Genomic DNA, 20790 nt, shown 5'->3' with positions numbered 1-20790 from the left:
ACTCGGTCGGGGATCTTTTTGTTTCCGCAATGTAAAAAATGCACGTAAACAAAATTTATTTGGCTCATTTTGGTCCCTTTGTCCGTTTATAGGATAGACAGGGGTGTCCCTGTCCGCGACACGGGCGCGTTCCCGGAAACAAGAGAAATACGAAATGACCAAAGAACAGTATGCCGAAATGCTGCACGACATCAGCGAGACCCACAAGACCGGAGGCGACACTGCCGCCTGCATCGCAAAATACCGCAAGCGCTACAAATTCGCCTACATCTACAACGACACCATATTCAAGCTCCTATTCGGCACCCCCGAAAACATGGAGTTCACGGCAAGCTTCCTCAACGCCATACTCAAGCTGGACGGAGGCGACTGCATTGACAAACTCACCTTCGTAAATACGGCAGTAGAAGGCGCCCTGAGCAAGAAGGTAATCTCGGACGTGGTCGTCGAGAACGAAAGCCTCGAGCGAATCGTGCTGGAAGTTCAGCACAAGGAAGACGATACCTACAGCGACAGGCTCGTGTACTATGTCGCGAAGCACACCGTGGCAAGCAAGGCCCATGGCGAAAGCTACTGGCTGCGGAACCTGAACCTCATCAGCCTCCAGATGTTCAACGGGTTCCCCGAATCCAGGAACTACCGGCACAGCATCCGTCTCAAGAACCAAGAGAACGACGAGTTCTTCAAGAAGCAGACCATCACCCTTGTGGAAATTCCCAAGTTCCTGAAGGGGGACTACAGTTCCGACAGCAGCATGCTGGCCCAGTGGCTCCGGGTGATCAACGGCCTGAACGAGGAAAACCCCGTCCCCGTGCCCGAAGGTTCGCTGTTCGCCCGCTTGCAGGAGAAGGCCAAATTGAGTATATTTACCGAAGAGTTCCTGGTAAGCGAGGCAATGAACATGAGCGACCGCCTATACGAAATGTACGTAGAAAAGAAGCACGCCCGTGCCGAAGGGTTGGCCGAGGGCCGTGCAGAAGGGTTAGCAGAAGGCCGTGCAGAAGGTCGTGCAGTGGGCCGTACTGAAGGAATAGATATTCTTGAATCTCTTGGTGTATCAAGCGACCTAATCGAAAAAGCCCGGAAAATCGCAGCGGAAAAGGCCAAGGAATCTCCCAGCAAACCATAACCCACCCCATTCTTTTGTCATCCCCGACTCGGTCGGGGATCTTTTTGTTTCCGCAATGTAAAAAATGCACGTAAACAAAATTTATTTGGCTCATTTTGCCTGCGAAATCGTTTTATAGTATAGATAGGGCCTTCTCTATCCGCGACACGGGCGCGTTCCCGCTATAAAACGGAAAATGAGCACAAAAAACATTCCCTTTGAACAACTCCCCATCACAGACAGGTTCATGTTCGCAATGGTCTTTAGCCACAAGGAAATCGCAAAGCCCTTCCTGGAGGCGATTCTCGGCATCAAGATTCACGAACTCAAGGACCCCGAACCCGAGAAAACTATCGAAGTCAGCCCCGTCAGCAAGGGAATCCGCTACGACGTTTTCGTGAAGGAAACCGGCCCCAATGGCGAGACCATTCGCAGTTTTGATATTGAACTGCAAATGGAAAACACCGACAACATCCCCAAAAGGACTCGCTTCTACCAGGCCATGTGCGACAGCGACGCCTTGCTCAAGGGCGAAAAATACTACAACCTGAAAGAACTCTACATCATCTTTATCTGCCCCGACGATATCTTCAAGCAAGGACGGGCAGTGTACAGATTTAAGAATCTCGATGTCGACAACCCGAAAATCGAAATGGGTGACCTCACTTTCAAAAAATTTTATATATTCAGTAAGTATCGCGAAATCGCCGAGAAGGCCATTCGGGATTACATGGAGTATTTCGCCACCAACAAGCCGATTTCCCCAGCAACCGAGAACATCGACAGACTGGTGAAGTGGTACCAGACCGACAACAACACGAGGATTCGCTATATGACTCTGCAACAGGAAATTGACATAGCCATTGACAAGGCAGAAACTCGAGCGGCCGAAGCGGAAGCTCGCACAGCCGAAGCGGAAGCTCGCACAGCCAAAGCAGAAGCCCGCATAAACGAGTTGGAGAAGAAGCTCCGGGAGCACGGACTGCTGTAGCCTCTACCCCTTTGTCACCCCAGCCCCTCCCGCTGTCATGCCCGCGCAGGCGGGCGTCTTTTCACTCGTCATCCCCGCCCGTCATAAGGTCGCTGAGCCGATGCACTGAGTTTATCGAAGTGTTGCCGAAGCGCACCAAATTTGGCGGGGATTAACGAAATCAATTCATAGGCAAAAGCCCCGGGCGGTGTGTCCTAGGGCTTTGATTGTTTATGGGGTAATGGGAAGGCTCCCCGCTTTGAAGCGGGAAACCTTTGTAGATATATATTACTCACATTACCAATCAGTAGCACACTTCAGGTCTGAAGGTGCATCCGAGTCCACAACGAATGTCTTAACGGCTCCATTACCTGGATTTGACTTTGTTGCTTGTCCTCCGGTGTTCGCCCCAACATTCCAATCGGAACCATCGTACACACCCATTTTGAAGCTGTAGGCCCTATCAGTATATGTACAGCGGAATACGCTGCCACTTGACCCACTGAATGTTAAAGTGTATGTGTTTCCTGGTGTGAAAGATTTGTAATCTTGGTAGCTGATAGTAACTGGAATAGCACTGGAACCTGCGGTAAACTCCACACTACAGGTCTGTGCTTCGCCAACACCTGCAGAATTCTCCAGGTTGACAGAGTAATTTTTAGTACTACCATCAGTGCCGTTATCTGTGAACGCACCCAGATTCACGGTACCATTGGAGATTCCGGTCCCTGTTTTCTCGGAAATACCCGTTCCTGTAATGCTATACTTGCACCAAGTACCACCTTCATGGCAACCAACTACATTTTGCAAGCCTATCGTCACATTATTTGATTTATCAATGGTGGCCTTTAGTCCCGTTTTGCAATCGAATGTCGGCGGGTTCACTTGCGAGGCAACCGTTTGCGAGCACTTATTTGCCGAGGCATCCATGTTGTCGCACTGACATTCGTATGTAAATGTTTTAGGTTCTGACCAATTGAACGTTATCTCATAATCTTCAATATTGCTTTGGTTGTCTGTGTATTGATATTCATTATTGCCACGATACAATTTACAGTTATGGCAACTGCTTGTCGCCGTTTTGCCCGTAAATTTGAATTTACCACCATAATCCACAGTATTCGAAGTGACCGAACATGAAAGGGGTGCCTTGACCTGTAGCGACGGTGAACACAATGTCATTGTATTATTTTTCAATGTACATGCATAGGTTCCAACAGTACTCGGAACAGAGAACTGAAGGTTGTCGCAAGATCCGCCTGTTCTACATGTAGATTTTGTAGAAGATGTTCCGCATGTTAAGGTGAACTCAGCATCAGAAGCTAGATTCTGGATGTCAGAAACAATGAGTTTCACATTTTGTTGTCCAGGCCAGAAGCTTGTCGCCCCATTTTCCCAAACGCAATTCGCATTTCCCGACGAATACGTAATACTGCAATCATGTACGGTCGCCGCATCATTATAGGAATTCTTCAACGATATTGTGTATTTGTTCGTAGAAGTTGTAGCAGCATCGTCCTTCCATTCATAAGTAGGGCCTGTCCATGAGGAACTCTTTGTCACCCCATCAATCTTCAATACGCAAGGATAGTCACTACTGCAATATTTGAGACTGCTTCCCGGATTAAACGTCACATTACTTCCTACAGCACCCCTCCAATTGTCGGGACAACTGAACTCCGGTGCAGGCGGATTTACGGTCACAGTTTGCTTACAAGTCAGATTACTTCCAATATCGCCCGAGAACGTGTACGTGTATTCTTGAGAGCCGACAGAACTCGGTTCCACGGTAAATGACGTTGCCGAGCAACCACTGCCTGTAATCGTTCCATTTCCCGTAAGGCTTGCGCTAGAACAAGAACCTCCATAGGACGGAGTGAATGTAAAAGTTTCGCCTAAGGTAATCGTTGCCGTACTTACTCCACACGCGAGCCCATCAACAACCGTCAGAGTCGCATCGCAAATCTTCTTCGTAGCGCTACTTATAGGATCTGTGTAGTTGATGGTATATGTATAGGTATCCGCTGCGTCCGGTGCTGTGACTGATATGTTTTTGTCGTCATTCGAAGTCAGTGTTGCGGTCTGAGTTCCCGTCGCTCCAGAACGAGAAATCGTTATGTCAGTACTCTGATCAACATTTACGATATTCGTCATTTGCAATGTCGCCGAACCACCTTTGACTACAGTTCCCGTAAACACGCAGTTCGCCGTTATCGCTCCCGGCGTCGTCACTTCAAACGACAAACCATCACAACCCGTCGCCGTAAACGGTCTTGCTGTATTTGTGCTTGTCAGTACAAATTTGTACGTTCCTTCATCAAGCGGTTCAGCAGACGTATTTGCCGCGGTTGTCGAGGTCTGGGCTCCGGACACGTTCCCGCTATTCGCGTTCGTTGTAATGTTCTTGACAAACGAGCCGTCCTTATACAAGTCAATCTTGAAGCCGCAGGCGTTATCCGGGCAGTTTGCAATACTGTAGGTGAGTTGCGGCAGGTTCTTCCCTTGAACCACAGTGCCGGATCCGCTTATCGCGCTGCAGGTCGCTGTAATGCCGTCTACCTTACCCGTTGCAGTACATTCGGAAGTTGTATTTTCCTTGCTTGTCAACGTAATCTTAAAGTTGTAAGTATCGCCGGCATGATTTACATACGGATTGTCGTTCCAATCGAGAACCACATTGTCTCCAGAGAACTTGCATTTCTTGTCATCATCCGTCGATTCCTTCTCACACTCTCGGCTAGAAGGAGATGTTATGTAGGAATTTGTTTCTACAACATCAATCCTTTCCATATTCCCGCTATTCTTTATTTCTGCCGTAACAACCCATTTGCCATTGGTATTATCGTAATCAGCTCTACAACCCTTTATTTCCACGGCGTTGGGGCATGAACTTGTCACCGCATTAACCGTCACAGAGGGTTCATCAAATGTTTTGACATACACGCCAATCACATTTTCTGGATCAAAGCCCTCACTATTCAGCAGATCATTAACCGGTAAATCCAAAGTGATTCCCGTTCCAGACCGATTTGTTTGGTAAGGAAGGCTATAGAGATGGCTACCTCCATAGGTGTAACCACTTGCATTATTCTGGCTAAACATATAGATTTCGATAGCTTTGCCATCGGGATTGTCCAAATTTATTTTGAGGTTTGCTCCGCGAAGGTTCGCTACAACCCCAGCCTCAAGGCCGAAGAATTCTCCCCCGGCCCCATCCAAGGTCTTTTCAAAACTATGGTGACGGGTACAAGCATTCATTTCGCCCACCCAGAAGGAGCCACAGTTGGCAGCGATTCCATTTCTCGCCCAAGAAGCATCTTCTCCATAGACATTGCAACTTGTTGCAACATCGACCTTGGCCATCCGCACCTCGTTTTCGCCTTCCATATAACCATGAGCTCCAGCGGCTGAGAACGAGTATGAGCCGCCGCAATTGTTGTAAGTAGAACCGGTTCCGCTACATGCGTCATCACCTTTATAGTAATAACCGACATCGCCTTCCCTACAACCACCCGCGACAGCATCAAACCAGGCAGAGAACCCAACCCACGGCTGGACAGGTTTATCCTTGGGGACTATTCCAGTTGGATAGGCAGCCTTGAAAGAGCAACTCAACACCGGGTATGTATCCCAGCATTCGGACCTATAGGAATCACTCTTCCAGCCTATGCCGTATATCTTGAAGTTTTGGTCCGACAAGATATAACCCACATATTCGTTGGGACGGGTCGCCGTCGCCGTCACCCCAGAAAGTTCACTATCCGTAAGAGTGAATGTTGCAGAATACGCTTCATTTGTCCAAGCACTCGAATACAGTTCCACCTTCAAAACGTCATTTCCAGAACTCGTTCCGAGTGTCGCCGCCACGAGAACCACGGATTTTCTATCTGTCGGGGAATACGACGCCCCATTCCGTTCAAGAATCAGGTCCTTGCATGTTGTTTCACCATCAAGACACAGGCGAGAGTGAACCTTGCCATCCGAGGCGATGTACACGTTCAGCAACAGGAACGATGTTACGGTCGGGTTGGAACGTAACACGAATCCGGAATAGCGGGCAGTCGACTTTGCAATATCGCTTGCGTTAACCCCTTCACGAGGCAACTGGAATTGGGCCTTGAGAGTTCCGTAAAGGCCTGCTTGTACAGAGCTCATGACAACAGCAAATTTCTTGTCGGATTCCTTTTTGCCTCGAGTCGCACTTGATTTAAGAGCGATTCGAGCATCGACTACTGAGTAGTCTATATCATTTGTATTTGCCGTCGAAGTAGACATCAAGCGCCATTTCGCATTCGGATAGGAAGATGTGGTCAAGTTAGATGCACAGGAGTTCCCATCGGCTTCGCAGTAATCTATACAGTAATCGGTACCATAACCACACCATATATTGTCGCGATTATGCCGATAACCACTGCCACGTGTTGGCTCCTTAAATTCATCAAAAAAGCAGTGTTTGTCATTTTCACCGAAATGGGCATAGACAACGTTCTCATCCGACGTAATGGAAATCTGATAGGTCAAAGATGTATGCGCTTCATCATCAGGGCAATCTAATCCAGATTCGCAAGCCCAGTAGTTAAAATCTGCAGGATCTTCTGGTATTAGCGAAAGCTTGACGATAGAACCATCATAAACCTTGACGTCGCATTTTTCCGCACGACGGCTATCATCTTGGAAGTCCGAATAAGAGCATTCCTTTTCACTATCTCCGCTGGCATCTTCGACTTCAATTTTCACCTTACGGTCACCATCGATGCTTCCCTCTACACTAAATCCAGCATGGAATGTCATAGGAATCTTCTTGAGAGATGCATAGAGATGATAAGGAGGCTCTTTATTAGCTTCAAGAGGTGCCGTATGCGTTAGTGGAGCAATGAGCACCTCACAACCGGCGATATCATGCAATTTTTTCAGCGAAACAGCTCCGGAAATGGCACATCTCCATTTTTCATTTGGTTCGGATGCAGAACAGGCTACTCCATTAGCAGTGACCCATTCATAAGGAGTGCTGCAATCAGGATTGTTCTTTTTGTTGTCATAAGTGCCGCCAACCGCACACGCAGGGTCTGTCGAATAATCGATACAGTATTGCGCAATGCTTTGACGTTCAATTGGCGCCATATTCGCATTATACAGAACTTCTGGCGCTCCAGGAGAACAGGCGTCCCCTTCGGTGACGGTTAGGTATATTGAGCCATTTTCAGAATTGGTATTGGTAACGTTAAAGACCGTAATTGGAGCTCCAGATGTCACCGTCGCAGAATAGACGTTTGATCCAGCAGAAGTCACGCCGGCACTCGTTACCGGATCCACCGTCCAATCCATAATGTCACCCGTGACGGATATTTTCACCTGGCAAGACTGTGTTCCACCACCTGATGTTCCCGGTAAAGAAAGCGTGACCGGAGTCGAGTTCCCTTTACTCAGTTCCTTCCATGTTTCCCCAAACGAAACAATCGGTAGAGAACCTCCTTCGCCCCTGACCCTGACCCAGAACGGAACAGTTTGTTGAGCAGCACCACTTTTAGTTTGTATAGAGCCCACTACCTTGCATGTGTAATCTCCTTCTGCAAGTTTACTATCACCTGAAACCAGTTTACCCGAAGCCGGAAGTCCTCCATTACACGTAACAGATGGAGATGTCACAGGATTTGCCGTATTGAGAGACACGATGTTATAGTAATCGGCAAGTTTGCCCTTTGCATCCTTCGGAAGATAGATAATACGTGGCAAAACTATAAAGGAACCATCCACATCCGCAGCATTCGCGGTCGCTACATTTTCTGCATTTTTGTATTGAGATTCAAGAGTAATAGAAAGTTGAGGAGCAACAGAGATATAGAAATTGTCGTACCCACCCGTTGCATAATCGGCAGACGATTCTATTGTACCTGACGACGAAGATGTTGCAGGGGCTCCACCACACGTAGAGGCATCGTAATCACAAAGAATAGACGAATCTTGTAAATCCTTTAGGAGTTCCTCGTTATACTCCATCTTGCGAGCTTTAAAGTTCTGAACATTGGCGCAATTTTCAGCCTTTGCGTAAATAGATCCACTCAAGACATCGTTGTTGAACATGAAGCCAGCGTCAGCACCTCCGCCGCTAACAACACTCTGCTCCGTATAGATGAAGTAGTTGTACTTATGACCTTTACCTTCATCTGCAGGCTGTATCGTACTCGACCCGCCTTCAAGCATATAAAGGAACACATATGAATCAGCTGTAGTGGGAGGCAAGGATTGCTGTCCCATTGCATTCGTAACAATGATAATGAACTTGCCCTTCAATTCGGTATTCGGATCCGATTTTCCATTATCCGTAACCTTGACAACTTGATAACCGTTATAAAGATTCTCTTTTGCAAGTTCCTCCGTTGCCGTATTGTTCGTATAGCAAGTGTTCAATTTGGAACTCATATCACTGCTCCAAGTTGTCACGTCGGCACACCCCTTATTTGCGTATTTTTCAAACGAAGAATACGCCGTTTTCAACAAATCATCAACCTTGTACGATGCGCCATCGCATCCCGTCTTTTTATCTCCCAATTTTTCAAGGCAGTAAGTCTTGACCGTATCAGCACATGGGAAAGGTTTTTCCGTAGGAAATGTACTCGTGACCGTACCATTACTTCCGAACCATGGTGCCACACCGCATTCCGGAGTAAAGCTCTTTCCCGGTTTTTTCTTGCAATAGGGAGACCCCTTTATTTTGGAGCCATCACTATTTGTGTTTAGGAAACGGTAATATCCGCCTTCTGCATTATTGGGGTGAGCTCCTTCATCCTGCGAATGGTATGAACTTGTATATGTAGTACCAGCATCCTTCTGGGATGTCGGGAAATTGACAAAGAAAGCATACATTGTTTGCTTCCAAAAATCATCATAGTAAGACGAATATTCCACATCCCCTACACTATTAGGCATATAATAGATGTAATTCGGATTCGGCTTGCCAACTGGCTTATTCTTATCCATATAAGGATAAAGGGTTTCATTTTTCCAATAGTTGCCTGCAGCAGGGGGGTTACAATCATTATCTCTACAGTGTTGAATCTGTGAGCCTGTCGTAGTAGCCTTTGTGTCCTCGCGCATGGTTTTGTATTCAGCTAGCGTATGCGCACGTTTGATGTAAACTTTAGAATCCGTTTGTTGTCCAAGGAAAAGCCTTTCATATTCAGCAAAGTTGTCATCAGAAGCCGCCAACGTCATTTCGCCATCGCAATTCTGAACCACATTTTTGGTATTTGCCGTAGAACTATTGCCAGTACAAGACAATCCCGTCTCACTCAAATCCCATCCATATTCAAGGCACCTAGTGCCATAGAACCAAGGGATCTCTTTCTTACATGTCTTGACATATCTATTGCAAGTGCAGTTTGCACCCGACATGTCCCCTTTCCAAAAACTTATGTTGCCCGGCATAGTGGCATTGCCCGGCATCCAAACATCCTGTCCTACACTAAATGTTTTTCCTTCAAACTTATTTATGTAGATAAAGCCGGTATCACCAAGGCAAAGACTTCCTGTAACAGAAGATTCATAACCAGGAAAATTAGTTGACCAAGTTCCATTCAATGTCAAATCTTTGGGAAAAATTTGTCCCCCAGTACTCGGAGCTTCCAAATTTCCATTAATATAGACATCGCCCGTCAGCGTGAACTTATCCACACTCGTTCCATCATACGTATTCTTCGCCTCCGATGCTGACGGCCAAGAAAATTGTCGAGCATCGCCTTCCACGTAAAAACTGTTACCGAATACTCCATTGCTAGCTTCTAGGTTTCCACCAACACAAACGGTTCCATTGGCACCGACAGAGTTTCCACTCATTTCGATGTTTCCTGTAACAATCAGGTCGGTTTGTGCGTAAACAGGGTTTGATCCCGTTAAATTACCATTAATTAACATGGATTTTGCGCCGACATGTCCCTGCGCCTGCGTAGAACCTCCGAAATAGTTGAAGTCGAATTTTATTTTCGAATGACTTTCTTCTACAGGAACCTTGACTTGATAAAGCCCATTCACATTCAGCAAGGCGATTTCACTGTGTTTCGCATTGCCGTTGCGAGATGCTCCTTCGGAAAGGATTTTCAGTTTGTATGTTGAACTTTCTGTATTCACACCCACGAGATACACATCATAATGCTGGCCCGCACGAACAAATGCAGCAAGACGGTCTGTCAACTTCACGGGAGCGTTATTGCCATCCTTGTACTGCTTAATAATGGCACCAGTTTCATTCGCGTTATACATCATCCAGCTACGGGCACTTTCGATGCCCGCAACAGCGCTTTGGTAAGCTTCCTGTTGTTGCATCCTGCTTGCGCTTGAACGGCCTTCGCTTGTCAGCCACTTGTAAGTTGCCGTTGCAGCAATTGTAGCAACGAGCATGAACAGGAGGACAGTGACAAGGGAGACACCGGCCTTTAGAGCAGGATTCTCGCCTACGCAAGAATGACGTGTTGAGAGTCTTTCATTGAAAAACATAATTCTCTCCTAGTCGGTGGGACCGTTGCTCGGGGTGGGAACAAGAAGCGAAACCTCGCCAGATTCACCATTACGTTTCACCTTGAGTCGCAGCTGAAAAGCCTTCACATTTTTTTTGTCGGCAAGAGCAACACTCGTTGTTGCCGAATTAAAACTGTACGTAGAACTAGCAATCTTTTTCAAGCGCAAGTCACTTATCATAAGTGTTCCGGTCGATGCCAAGGGACTGTAGAAAGAGAACGTAAATGCCAAGCAAGCATTTGTCACAGAACTAGGTACGGAGAAACGCATCGATCGTCTCACACCATTCGCTTCTGATATAGAGGGTGGGTAGAACATGAAATCTGGAATTTGAGCAAATTTTTCTCCGTCAGAATTTCTGAACCCAACAGCCATATGGTCTTTGCCAGGCACAAACATCTTCGCTTTCTCCGTATCCGTGGTCGGGATTCCCACTCCAAAAGAGAGCTCGTATTCTTGTCCCGGTTCGAAACTAAAATGGTTTGAAGCACTTTCACAAAGGCTTTTCCATGTACCCACGACATCTGAATTTTCAAACACATAAACCTCATTCATACTTTTCACTGCCGGTGGTTCGTCGCTATTTTCATCATAATTTGAAGCAAATCCTGTCAACTGCACTGAAGTTCCCCCATCGCCAGGAACAACGGGAAGCAGGCCTCCAATTCCTGTACGCGACACCAACCTAATAGCTCCGCTACCCGAAGCGGAAGGGAACATCTGAAGGGAGCCTTCATTTCCATCAGGTATCGCCGGCAGAACCTTGAAGGAGTCTACGTCCGTCGCCATCTCGACCGTGAACTGCTCCAAATCCGTACCGGAGGCTCCTTTGGGGGCGCAATCCGTGCCAGCATCGCCGTCATCGACAACTACGCAACGGCGCTTCAGCACGTTACCTTCCAGGAACCATGTGATTTCTTCTACAGCCTCGTAAGCGCCTGCATCGCTGTAACGCACACGGCGCATCTTGAACTGTTCCAGGTTTTCATTTGATGCCGGACTTGCAGGGACAAACTGGAACGAGGAGGAATCCCTGTTGGCTTCCGTATCGTTGTCGGGATCCATATAAACTGCTTTTTTCACGCCACTAAAAGTGTCATTGCTACCGTCCGTGGCATGCGTCTCCAACGAGCTCTTCGCGCCGGTCTGTGCAACGTCTTGCTTGAACAGTGCGGCCACGTTCTCGGCGACTTCGGACGCCTTGAGCATGCTCTGCGTGCGGACGCGCATCTTGGTGGAGTTGCTAAATGCTTGACCGGCAACAATAACCACGATACCCACGATGGCGATATACACCATGAGTTCCATGAGGGTGAACCCCCGCTTGCGGGTATCGCATGCCGAGCGCTTGTCTACAACAAATTTTCCCATACCGATCACATTCCGTCCATACGCAAAACACCGTGGCATACACCACGAAGCGGGGCCCACCCGGGTCCCGTCTAGTTTAAAATAGCTTTTTTTCTGCGAAATGTTTCAAAATATTTAAAAACAGGCGTTTTTCTGCGTTTTTGCGCACATTTTGCCTTTTTGAGGCATTTTAAGCATATTTGGAATCCTCAAAAGTCCCGATTCGCAACAATAATTTTACATTTTATGAAGAACAGCCAGCATTTTACGAGCGTTAAAGCCGTTCTTCACTTGATGGCGAGCATGGCCGAAATCAGCGCCTCCGGCACTTTGCGGGAACGAAGGAACTCCACCCTCTTGGCATTGACAGCTTCATTTCTGGACCGTTCCATCTCCATTCCTTTCTCCATTCCTTTCTCCATCCCTTTCTCCATCCCTTTCTCCATCCCTTTCTCCATCCCTTTCTCCATCCCCTTCTCCATCCCCTTTTTCATGCCTGCTCGACGCCCTGCACGTTCTGCAGCTCGACGACGATCTCCAGCAGTCACTATTCCCAGGGCTTGTCCGATACTCATTCGCATTTTCAACTCCTGCACAATGTCTTCATCAAGGAACTCTCCTAAATATAACTCTATTTTTTCAGTAAGGGTAGCCCTCGCCCCTACTTCCATCTTATAGAGTAGCGAGACCAGCTTGTCACCTAATTTTTTTAGTTTTTCCCCGTCAAAAGCGTATTTCATCACAATTGTCCCAATGGCGGCCTCAACATTCTTTTCTGCAAAACAATGGCTGTCGGGAATATTGGCCAGATTCACGAGCACGCAATCAAACGGCAGTTCCTTTCCACCTAGTTGGTTTCCATACTTTGCCCGAAAATCTGCAACCGGGTCCCAAGCGCCCTGACCGTTGTATATTATAATGACCTTGGTAGGAAGCCAGCTAAAGTCTGTCGCCCCCTTGTTTACCATAACCTCGAATACATATCGATAGATTTGCGAGAGTACGTCGCCTTTGCGATAGGATTTATGTTCAAGCAATATTCCCACAAAGACTTCCGGACCGCCCTTGGTCCGCGCCTTGAAAGCAAGGTCCGCCTCACCCCACTCACGAACATTGCTGAAGCTGCCGGGTATAAGTTCCATGCTCGACAAATCCACGGCAGATAGCATGTTGCATAAATCAGGATTTCCGTGTTGCGCGAGCTGCAGGAGGGTTCGAGCATTTCCCGGAACCGCATAGACATAGCGGAAGAACGGATCATGCTTGCGTCTAGCGATCTTTCTTGTTTCATTCTGTCTTGTTCGCATAAAAAACTTTTTCCGTTTTACACGGGTACGCGCCCGTATCGCGAACAGGAGATTATCCCCTATCTATATACAAGAACGATTGAAACCGGAAAATGTTCCGAAAAAGACAAGAAAATTTTGTTTACAAAATTCGACCGTCTATCTCCAGTGCGTCCCGAATCGCACGATGAGGTCGATTCCGCCGTACCAGTTGTAGCCGTCGATGTCGAGGATATTGTCGCCGAAGTTTGCCACCCCGATGCGGGCGCCAAGCCCAAACACGTTCGGTATCGCCCCCCCGTCCCTGCCGAAATACTTGGCCCCGGAGATTCCCGTAGTGAACCCATACGAATACCCGTTTTTCATATCCTTGAGTCCCTGCTCCTTGTAGTATTTCCCTTCCTCGGTGTCGAACTCGATGGCATGGAGCCTGAGGCCGCCGAACACGGAAAGGTCGTAGGAATACGAATAGATGACTTTCGCACGGAACAGCGCCTCGACGGCGGTGTAGGAAATTTCCTCCTTGTAGTAGGTGACTCCCGACTGCACGATATCTTCCTTGTAGGGGTTCACGACGACGATGCTCCCGATGCGGAATTCGGCGCAGTATTTCCCGAATGCGCAATACCCGAATCCGAGATCGAACGCGGGACCGGGGCGGAGCTTGTCATTGGCGCCATTGCTAAAGAAATTACCGGCAATCCCGATGAACATCTCCCAGTGGTTTGCGTGCAAGACCTCATGCTCGCTCTTGACGCGGAAAAACTCTTCCAGGAATTCACGCTGTTGTTCATTCTCGATTTTGCCGAGCTGAATCTGCACGTAGCGCGGGGTCTGTATTCCGGTAAAGCAGTAATAGACGATAGTGCGGACAAAGGCGGCATCGCCGGGCGATAGTTTTTTCAGGTCAGCTTCCCAGGCTTCGCTATCGAGGTAGACATAGACGCTGTCGTAAAAATCCTGGTTGGCATAGCCGAAATACGCAAGGCGGCCAAACGGCGTGTTGTAGACATTCAGGGAACGCACCAGGCTATTGCGCACGTAGTCGACGTTCGCGATAAGGGAAAACTGCCCGGCAAGAAGCCGCGTGCCGATTTCCTGGTCGAAGTAGGGTATTTCCACCTGCTCCCGGGCCTCCTTTTCGTCGGCCTTGGGCGTAGAAAGTCCGCTTCCCCAGCCCCATTCGCTCTGGGCCGTCGCACAGGCGACAAGCACACCGACCGTCACAAGAACATGCCTGAACATCATTCTACCTTTCCCCATATTTCTTCTCCCTTAATTCGTAATACTGCAACAGGGGCGTGAGCGTGAGCGTAAGCGTCCCGCCATCGCTCCCTTTCACGACATCGGTGTAATAGTTGCTGATACTCGCGAACAGCCGGAGTCCAAGGCGCAGCTGGCCCTTCTCCTGGTATTTCGTGAAGTAGAAGTCGAACGCCGTCCCGAAATGGAAACCGACCCCGAAATGGGATTCAAGGGGTTCCTGGTCACCCTTTTCCATGAGGTCGCTGAACAGGAGCGTCGGGCCCGCATAGATGCGGTTTTCCACATACGGTGTGGAGAACGTGCGGTAGCCCATATAAAAATCCAGCAGGAATACGCTCTGGAACTTGTTTTCGTCGAAGTTTTTTGAAGAAAGGAACCGGCCGTTGTAGCCGCCGCCAAAGGCGCCCGGGAAAAATTCGAGGGTAATGTCAAACGAGCCTTCGCTCGGGAAAAAGTCGCGCGTATCGCCGAGTCCGAAGGTGAACCCGAGGCCCATGCCCATCTGTATGTTCCAGCCGACGCCCATGCCCTTGTAGAAACTGTTGACAACAAAGTCGCGCTGCTCGATTTTCTTGATGCTGTCGACGTTTGCCAGCACGATTTCGTTCCGTTTTTCCCTGTCCCTTGTCTCGAGCGTTGCGACGAGTACGCGCCAGAACGCACGGTCGCTTGCGCTATGCTTCGTCAGTTCCTTTTCCAGTTCGCCCGAGTTCTTCATCGCTTTGAGGGAGTCCTGCAGCAGCACGAAGATAATCCGTTCCGATTCGTCCATGCTGCCATTTTCCTTGCAGTCGAGCCCGTCTTCGAAGGTGTGCAGGTAGCCTTCCATCAGTTGCTTGGTGCTGCAGGTCAACGGGCTGGGCCACGAATAGAAGAACTTGCCGTCGGCGTATTTCAGGAATTCGTCCAGCTTTTCCATGTTTTCCCGGACAGCATCGCGGTCGCCCGCGCCTAGCGCATCGAGAATCTTCCGCTTGTAAACCGGGGACATATCCTTGGTCATTTCGAGCAAGAACCGGTTCGGCAAGTAATAACCCGGCAGCTTCGCAATGGAATCTATCGACCTGAACTGGTTTTCGTCAATAATTCTCGAATGTCCGTCTTCGAAAAAAATCCTTTCTAACTTCGGATGGACATTTTCCAGAGAAATTTCGGCAAATAGCCCTGGAGGGTCCGTCTCGACAACGGGACCCTGGTGGACAAGGCTGTACCGGACAACCGTCTCCGCCCCCTCGCGTGGATCTATCCAGGTTCGGGTCTTGCGGTCGTAGATTTTTTTGATGGTATAGGTCGACTGGACCAAGGCATAGATGACGTTGCCTCTCGCATTGATGAAGGCCTGTTTCAGGTCTTCGGGAGCGGATTCCAGCTTATGGTGCGCCGCATCTCTCTGTTCGTTGTACCACGACAGGAAGGCGTTTTTCCATTCCGTCGAAATTGTATCGTGGAACCAGGCGTCAATAAAGCCATTCCTATATTTTTCGACTGCGATGGCGTCGCTGTATTTCTGCACGCCCCAGAATACGAGGCCGGTATCGCTATCGAGCTTCTGCTGCAGGGTGGCGCGGAGCGAATCGGGCACGCGGGACGCGGAAATGGAATCTTGCCGTTCCTCACACCCACGGAACGTACCGCCCGGGCAAGACATGCCCGAGAACGCTGCCGCAAATGCCGTGAGGCAAAGCACGGCAGCCGAAAACAATGCAAACCTGAACCCTTTCATCTTTTCTTCTCCCAATCCCAAAATACAAAAAAAATCAAGGGCCGCAACCGACGATCGCTAGATAAACATCATCGTATTGAGCTTGGCGCGGTATTTCCACGTGAGTTCGTGCTTGGGGCCGAGAACTCCGAACAAGGTAAGCATCGCCTTCTTTGCGGCACCGTCGTTCCATTCGGGCGATTCTACAAACAAGTTAAGGAACGCCTGGAGCGCGCTTTCGAAATCTTCGGCGCAGGCAAGCTTGCAGGCCTCGTGATACACGATGGCTTCCTTGCCCTGGACATCCTTCTTCGCGGCTTCGGCGTGGAAGTCGAGGAGTTCCAGCAGGGATTTCGCCTCGCGGTACTGGTCGTCGGCCTCGTTAAACTTCTGGAGCACTTCCTTCGCCTTCTCGGTATCGCCGAGCCCGAGGCTCGCCTTCGCCCACAGGAGCTGCAGCTTCTTGTCGTTCGGGGTTTTCGCGAGCGCCTCGTCGAGCATCGGGAGCGCCTGGTCGAAATTCTTCTGGGCGATAGCATCTTCGAGCGCCGTCTGGAACCGGGCCTCGTCCGAGACGAAGAACTTCTCGAGTCGTTTCTTGAGGTCGGCTTCGGGGAGAACCCCCGCAATGACGTCGGCAATCTGGCCCTTGTCGACCACGTGGACTTCGGGCACCGAGCGCACACGGAACATCTGGATGAGCTGCATGTTCTCGCGGTCATCGCAGCTGACCACCCCGAGGGTGAAGTCCATGCTGGTCGACAGCTGCCCCATCAGCTGGGAGTAGGGGGCGCAGTCGGGGTATTCGGCAGAGGAGAAAAGCACCGCCACGGCGCGGGTTTCGGAGGCCTGCATGACCTCGGTTTCAAAATTTTCAGCGGTAATCTGTACAACTTTAGCCATATCGCAAATATACAAATTGTTATATTGCGCTATATGAGTTCATGTCCTTTTTGCAAATCCGAAGTGGTGCAGTCGAAAATCGGCCATCTCGACCTTCGCATCTGCCCCAAGTGCTTCTCGACGTTTTTTCCGTGCGACCAGACGATGGCCCTGCGCGGGGACATGCCCGACCGTTCTCGCGAAATGTGGTACAACGCGCTCAAGGCGAAGAACGTGCCCGACCCCGACATGACGGGCGCCTGCTGCATCGACCACGGCGAACCGCTCGTGGACGGGAACATCCCCGACTACGGGATTCCCGGCAAGGTGACGACCTGCTGCAAGATGTTCCACCTGCCGCCTTCGCAGATGCTTACCATCCTGAAGCGCACGCTCGATGCTCCCTTCCAGAAACCCGGCGGAAACGGGAAGCATCATTTCTTCTTTATCCGCGCGCTCGACGCGCTCATAAACAAGTGGTTTGGAGAGAAAATGCCCGAGGTCGACCCCTTGGACGAAATACCGTACAACCTCCACCTGAAGAAAATTTTCGAATAAAATGAAAAAGACATACGCCGTCCTGGCGGTTGTGGCAATCGCAATTCTCGCCATCTACTTCCTCCTTCCGGACAGGAACTTTTCCGAAGTTGTCTTCCCGGCACCCGAAGGTACCACTTTCGACAAATACGACGACAAGTCCGACGGCGGATCCTCCGAAGTTGCGCTTTCCATCAAGGATTCTACCGCAAAGTTCACCTGCACTCTCGGGGCGGATACGGCTGCCCCCGCCTGGTGCGGCCTGCTCTGGAACTTCGATCCAGAAGGCAACAAGGACTACCGCAACTGGACTTTCGTCGACACCATATTCCTCGACCTGGAAGCGACGGGAACGACGCAGCTGCTGCTGAAGGTGTGGACGTTCGATCCCGACGTGACGGATATCGGCAAGTCAGAGACCTTCAAGCTCCTGCTGAAGGAAGTTCCCGTAAGGGCGGGCCGCCAGAAGATTGCCCTCCCGATGGAAGAACTCTACACTCCGGATTTCTGGTACGGCAATGCGGGCGTCGACCCGAAATTCAACAAACGGCACCAGGAATCCGTCGCCCGCGTGGAAATCGCGCCCGGCTGGGAACAGGCTCGCGGCGCGGAATTCTCGGTTGTCCTCTACGGCATTTCCGCAAGCGGGGTGAGCAATTTCTATTTCGGCATCGTACTGTTCGCCTTCCTCGTCATCGTCATCATCGCCGTCGGACGGCGCCACGGGTCCAAGGCAGATGAGAACTAGGACGAAGGCAATCGTCTTTGCTGTGTTCGCCATGGCATTCGCGGCATGGACTTTCGCTTTCCTGCATTGCAGGGATTCCGAACTGACGGTATTCCCGCAGAGCCACTTCGAATTCTACGAACTTACGGACAAGGCGCAGGGAGGCTCCTCGACGGCCACGCTTTCAGTGTCGGATTCGCAACTCGATGTCGAGGTGAACGTGCGTTCGGGCGTCGCATTCCCGGCAGTGGGTCTTGAGTTCAACCTGAAATCCATCGACAACAGGCCCACGGGACTGTTCGACCTTTCGAAATTCGATTCCCTCGAAGTGACATTTTCGACGCGGAGGATGCGTTCGGTTTCGCTGCGCGTCCTGACCGAGGATCCGGTCTATTCGCGGTCTGGCCGCGAATCCCTGCGCGTCCTGACACAGGACGTGCAGGCCGGACGCGCGCCGGCATCCGTCAAGGTCCCGACTTCCGCATTCCGCACCGCTCCCTGGTGGCTTTCGGCGATGGGCCTCGAAGAAGACGACGGACTTTCGCACCTGCACAGGAGCGCCTACCTCGAAGTCGTCTGCGGCAGCGGAGTGATGCGCGGTATTCCAGACGAACTAAGCGTCTCCAGGATTCGACTCTGGGGCGTGAACCGCGATTTCGAAAAGGGAATGCTTGCAGGCGCAGCACTCCTCGCCCTACTCCTTGTTGCCTTTATTATATATATTAAGAAAGCCAAGGGAAAACAGTCGTAACACAGGAGAAAACATGACTAGGTATTGGAATCTGGATCGCGTCATGCGGTTCGTGCTCTGCAGTCTCGGTGTAATCGTCGCATTGGGCCTTGTCTATTACTTGCGCGGAGTGCTCTTCCCGTTCATTGCGGCATTCCTCATCGCCTACATCGTCGACCCGATTGTAAACAAACTACAGAAACTGGTCAAGAAGCGCGTCATTGCGGTCATCATCGTGCTGCTCGCCTTCGCCCTGATTCTTTTCGGAGTCGGGAGGGTTTTCATTCCGCAAATCGTGCGCGAAGTCCAGACGCTCGGGACATTGATTGCAAGGATGTTTACGGACTCCGAATGGTCTTCACGCCTGAACGACGTGCTCCCCGCCAACTTGTGGGAGACCGTGCGTTCCATGATTTCTTGGGACAAACTAGCAGCGGCCATGCAACACATGGATTTCTGGAGCGAAGTCCAGAGCATCGCATCGAAGGTCCTGCCCGGCGCATGGGGCGTGCTTTCCTATACGGGTTCCGTGGTCGTGTGGTTCTCGAGCGCCGCCATCATCTTCATGTATCTCGTGTTCATCATGCTCGACATGCACAAGCTGCGCAACGGCCTTTTGCTGACATTCCCGAAACGTTTCCGCAAGCAGGCTAGTTTGTTCGCAAGTGAAACAGACAAATTCATGGGCAACTATTTCCGCGCCCAGGCCCTAGTGGCACTGCTGGTCGGGATTCTCTACGCCATCGCGTTCGGCATCATGGGACTGCCCATGGGAGTCGCCTTCGGACTTTTCTCCGGAGCGCTCAACATGATTCCCTACATGCAGCTCACCACCATCCCGCTCGCACTGCTACTGGCGGTCGTCCACGCCCTCAACACGGGGCTTCCCTTCTGGGAAGTGGCCATCATCATCGCATCCATCTATCTCGTCATCCAGGTTATCGAAGACTTTTTCCTCGTCCCGCACATCGTCGGGAAGTCGATGGACCTGCCTCCCGTGGGCATCCTCCTCTCCCTCTCCATATGGGGTAAGTTGTTGGGCTTCTTAGGCTTACTTGTCGCGATTCCCTTCACATGCATCTGCCTCGTGTACCTGAAAAAGTTCCACGAGATATCGGAAACGGCCAACGCGAGCGAAGTCGAACCACCGCCCGAGGCTTGATTTTAAAGGGCTCAGAAAAAGACACTTTTTTCAAAAAAAGTTTTCCACATGAGAAAAAAAAAGGTATAATATCACCATACAATTAATCTCAACAACTCAAGGAGTTATAAAATGAACAAACAAGAACTCATCGACGCCATCCTCGCCAACAAGGAAGCTGGCATTGAATCCAAGGCTGCTGCTGCCCGCGCTGTTGACGCCGTTCTCGACGGTATCGCCGCTGGTGTCAAGAAGGACGGCAACGTCCAGCTCATCGGCTTCGGCACCTTCGCTGTGAAGGAACGCGCAGCCCGTGACGGCCGCAACCCGCTCACCGGTGAAAAGATCAAGATCAAGGCTTCCAAGACTGTTGGCTTCAAGGCCGGCGCCGCCCTCAAGGCTTCTGTCGCTGCCAAGAAGGCTGCTGCCAAGAAGGGCAAGAAGTAATTCTTCTTTGTGTACGAAAAAGACCCCGCATCAGCGGGGTCTTTTTTTATTTAGTGGTCGATACAGAACTCGAATCTGTGACCTCTACCATGTCAAGGTAGCGCTCTAACCAACTGAGCTAATCGACCATTAA

At 50.1% G+C, this 20790-nt stretch carries 13 protein-coding genes and 1 tRNA gene; 7 read left to right on the top strand and 7 right to left on the bottom strand.

Annotated elements, in window-relative coordinates; genetic code table 11:
• The first annotated feature begins 154 nt into the window (after nt 1-154).
• Together B4B27_RS07040 and B4B27_RS07035 are read left to right on the top strand one after the other, a co-directional pair.
• The gene (locus tag B4B27_RS07040; protein WP_290725053.1) at nt 155-1129 is read left to right on the top strand and encodes an Rpn family recombination-promoting nuclease/putative transposase; all 975 of its coding nucleotides are present in this window, start codon (nt 155-157) and stop codon (nt 1127-1129) included.
• A gap of 175 nt (nt 1130-1304) precedes the next feature.
• Nucleotides 1305-2099: an Rpn family recombination-promoting nuclease/putative transposase gene (locus B4B27_RS07035; RefSeq protein ID WP_173381235.1), complete on the top strand. Its 795-nt coding sequence runs from the start codon at nt 1305-1307 to the stop codon at nt 2097-2099.
• A 276-nt stretch (nt 2100-2375) separates the two neighbouring features.
• Here the strand turns inward: B4B27_RS07035 and B4B27_RS07030 are convergent, their stop codons facing one another.
• The 6 genes from B4B27_RS07030 to B4B27_RS07005 all read right to left on the bottom strand — a co-directional run bounded on the left by B4B27_RS07030 (nt 2376) and on the right by B4B27_RS07005 (nt 17096).
• Nucleotides 2376-10568, bottom strand: coding sequence for a hypothetical protein (locus B4B27_RS07030; protein WP_290725050.1), 8193 nt, complete (start codon nt 10566-10568; stop codon nt 2376-2378).
• A gap of 9 nt (nt 10569-10577) precedes the next feature.
• Complete coding sequence (locus B4B27_RS07025) at nt 10578-11960, bottom strand: prepilin-type N-terminal cleavage/methylation domain-containing protein (protein WP_290725048.1); 1383 nt, start codon at nt 11958-11960, stop codon at nt 10578-10580.
• 266 nt (nt 11961-12226) lie between these two features.
• A complete protein-coding gene (locus B4B27_RS07020; RefSeq protein WP_290725046.1) occupies nt 12227-13246 on the bottom strand; it encodes an Rpn family recombination-promoting nuclease/putative transposase in 1020 nt (339 codons plus the stop codon).
• A 138-nt stretch (nt 13247-13384) separates the two neighbouring features.
• Nucleotides 13385-14473 carry a hypothetical protein gene (locus B4B27_RS07015; RefSeq protein WP_290725044.1) on the bottom strand — a complete coding sequence of 363 codons (1089 nt, stop codon included), beginning with the start codon at nt 14471-14473 and terminating at the stop codon, nt 13385-13387.
• Between the two features lies 1 nt (nt 14474).
• Nucleotides 14475-16214, bottom strand: a complete 1740-nt coding sequence (locus tag B4B27_RS07010) for a hypothetical protein (RefSeq protein ID WP_290725042.1) — start codon at nt 16212-16214, stop codon at nt 14475-14477.
• Between the two features lie 57 nt (nt 16215-16271).
• On the bottom strand, nt 16272-17096 hold the full coding sequence (locus tag B4B27_RS07005) for a tetratricopeptide repeat protein (RefSeq protein WP_290725040.1): 825 nt from the start codon (nt 17094-17096) through the stop codon (nt 16272-16274).
• A 33-nt stretch (nt 17097-17129) separates the two neighbouring features.
• Here B4B27_RS07005 and B4B27_RS07000 point away from each other — a divergent pair, with 33 nt between their 5' ends.
• The 5 genes from B4B27_RS07000 to B4B27_RS06980 all read left to right on the top strand — a co-directional run bounded on the left by B4B27_RS07000 (nt 17130) and on the right by B4B27_RS06980 (nt 20657).
• Nucleotides 17130-17633: a hypothetical protein gene (locus tag B4B27_RS07000; RefSeq protein WP_173365016.1), complete on the top strand. Its 504-nt coding sequence runs from the start codon at nt 17130-17132 to the stop codon at nt 17631-17633.
• Nucleotide 17634: 1 nt separating this feature from the next.
• The gene (locus B4B27_RS06995; protein WP_290725038.1) at nt 17635-18360 is read left to right on the top strand and encodes a hypothetical protein; all 726 of its coding nucleotides are present in this window, start codon (nt 17635-17637) and stop codon (nt 18358-18360) included.
• Nucleotides 18350-19090 carry a hypothetical protein gene (locus tag B4B27_RS06990; protein ID WP_290725036.1) on the top strand — a complete coding sequence of 247 codons (741 nt, stop codon included), beginning with the start codon at nt 18350-18352 and terminating at the stop codon, nt 19088-19090. Before B4B27_RS06995 ends, B4B27_RS06990 begins: the two co-directional genes overlap by 11 nt.
• Before the next feature lie 13 nt (nt 19091-19103).
• Nucleotides 19104-20231 carry an AI-2E family transporter gene (locus B4B27_RS06985; RefSeq protein ID WP_290725034.1) on the top strand — a complete coding sequence of 376 codons (1128 nt, stop codon included), beginning with the start codon at nt 19104-19106 and terminating at the stop codon, nt 20229-20231.
• 111 nt (nt 20232-20342) lie between these two features.
• Nucleotides 20343-20657, top strand: a complete 315-nt coding sequence (locus tag B4B27_RS06980) for an HU family DNA-binding protein (RefSeq protein WP_173365020.1) — start codon at nt 20343-20345, stop codon at nt 20655-20657.
• A gap of 54 nt (nt 20658-20711) precedes the next feature.
• Here the strand turns inward: B4B27_RS06980 and B4B27_RS06975 are convergent.
• A tRNA-Val gene (locus B4B27_RS06975) sits at nt 20712-20785 on the bottom strand.
• Between the last annotated feature and the right edge of the window lie 5 nt (nt 20786-20790).

The sequence above is a fragment of the Fibrobacter sp. UBA2449 genome, assembly GCF_002342555.1.
Classification (GTDB): Bacteria; Fibrobacterota; Fibrobacteria; order Fibrobacterales; family Fibrobacteraceae; genus Fibrobacter.
The sequence above is the reverse complement of the archived record's forward strand: the minus strand, read 5'-3'. Positions and strand labels throughout refer to the sequence as shown.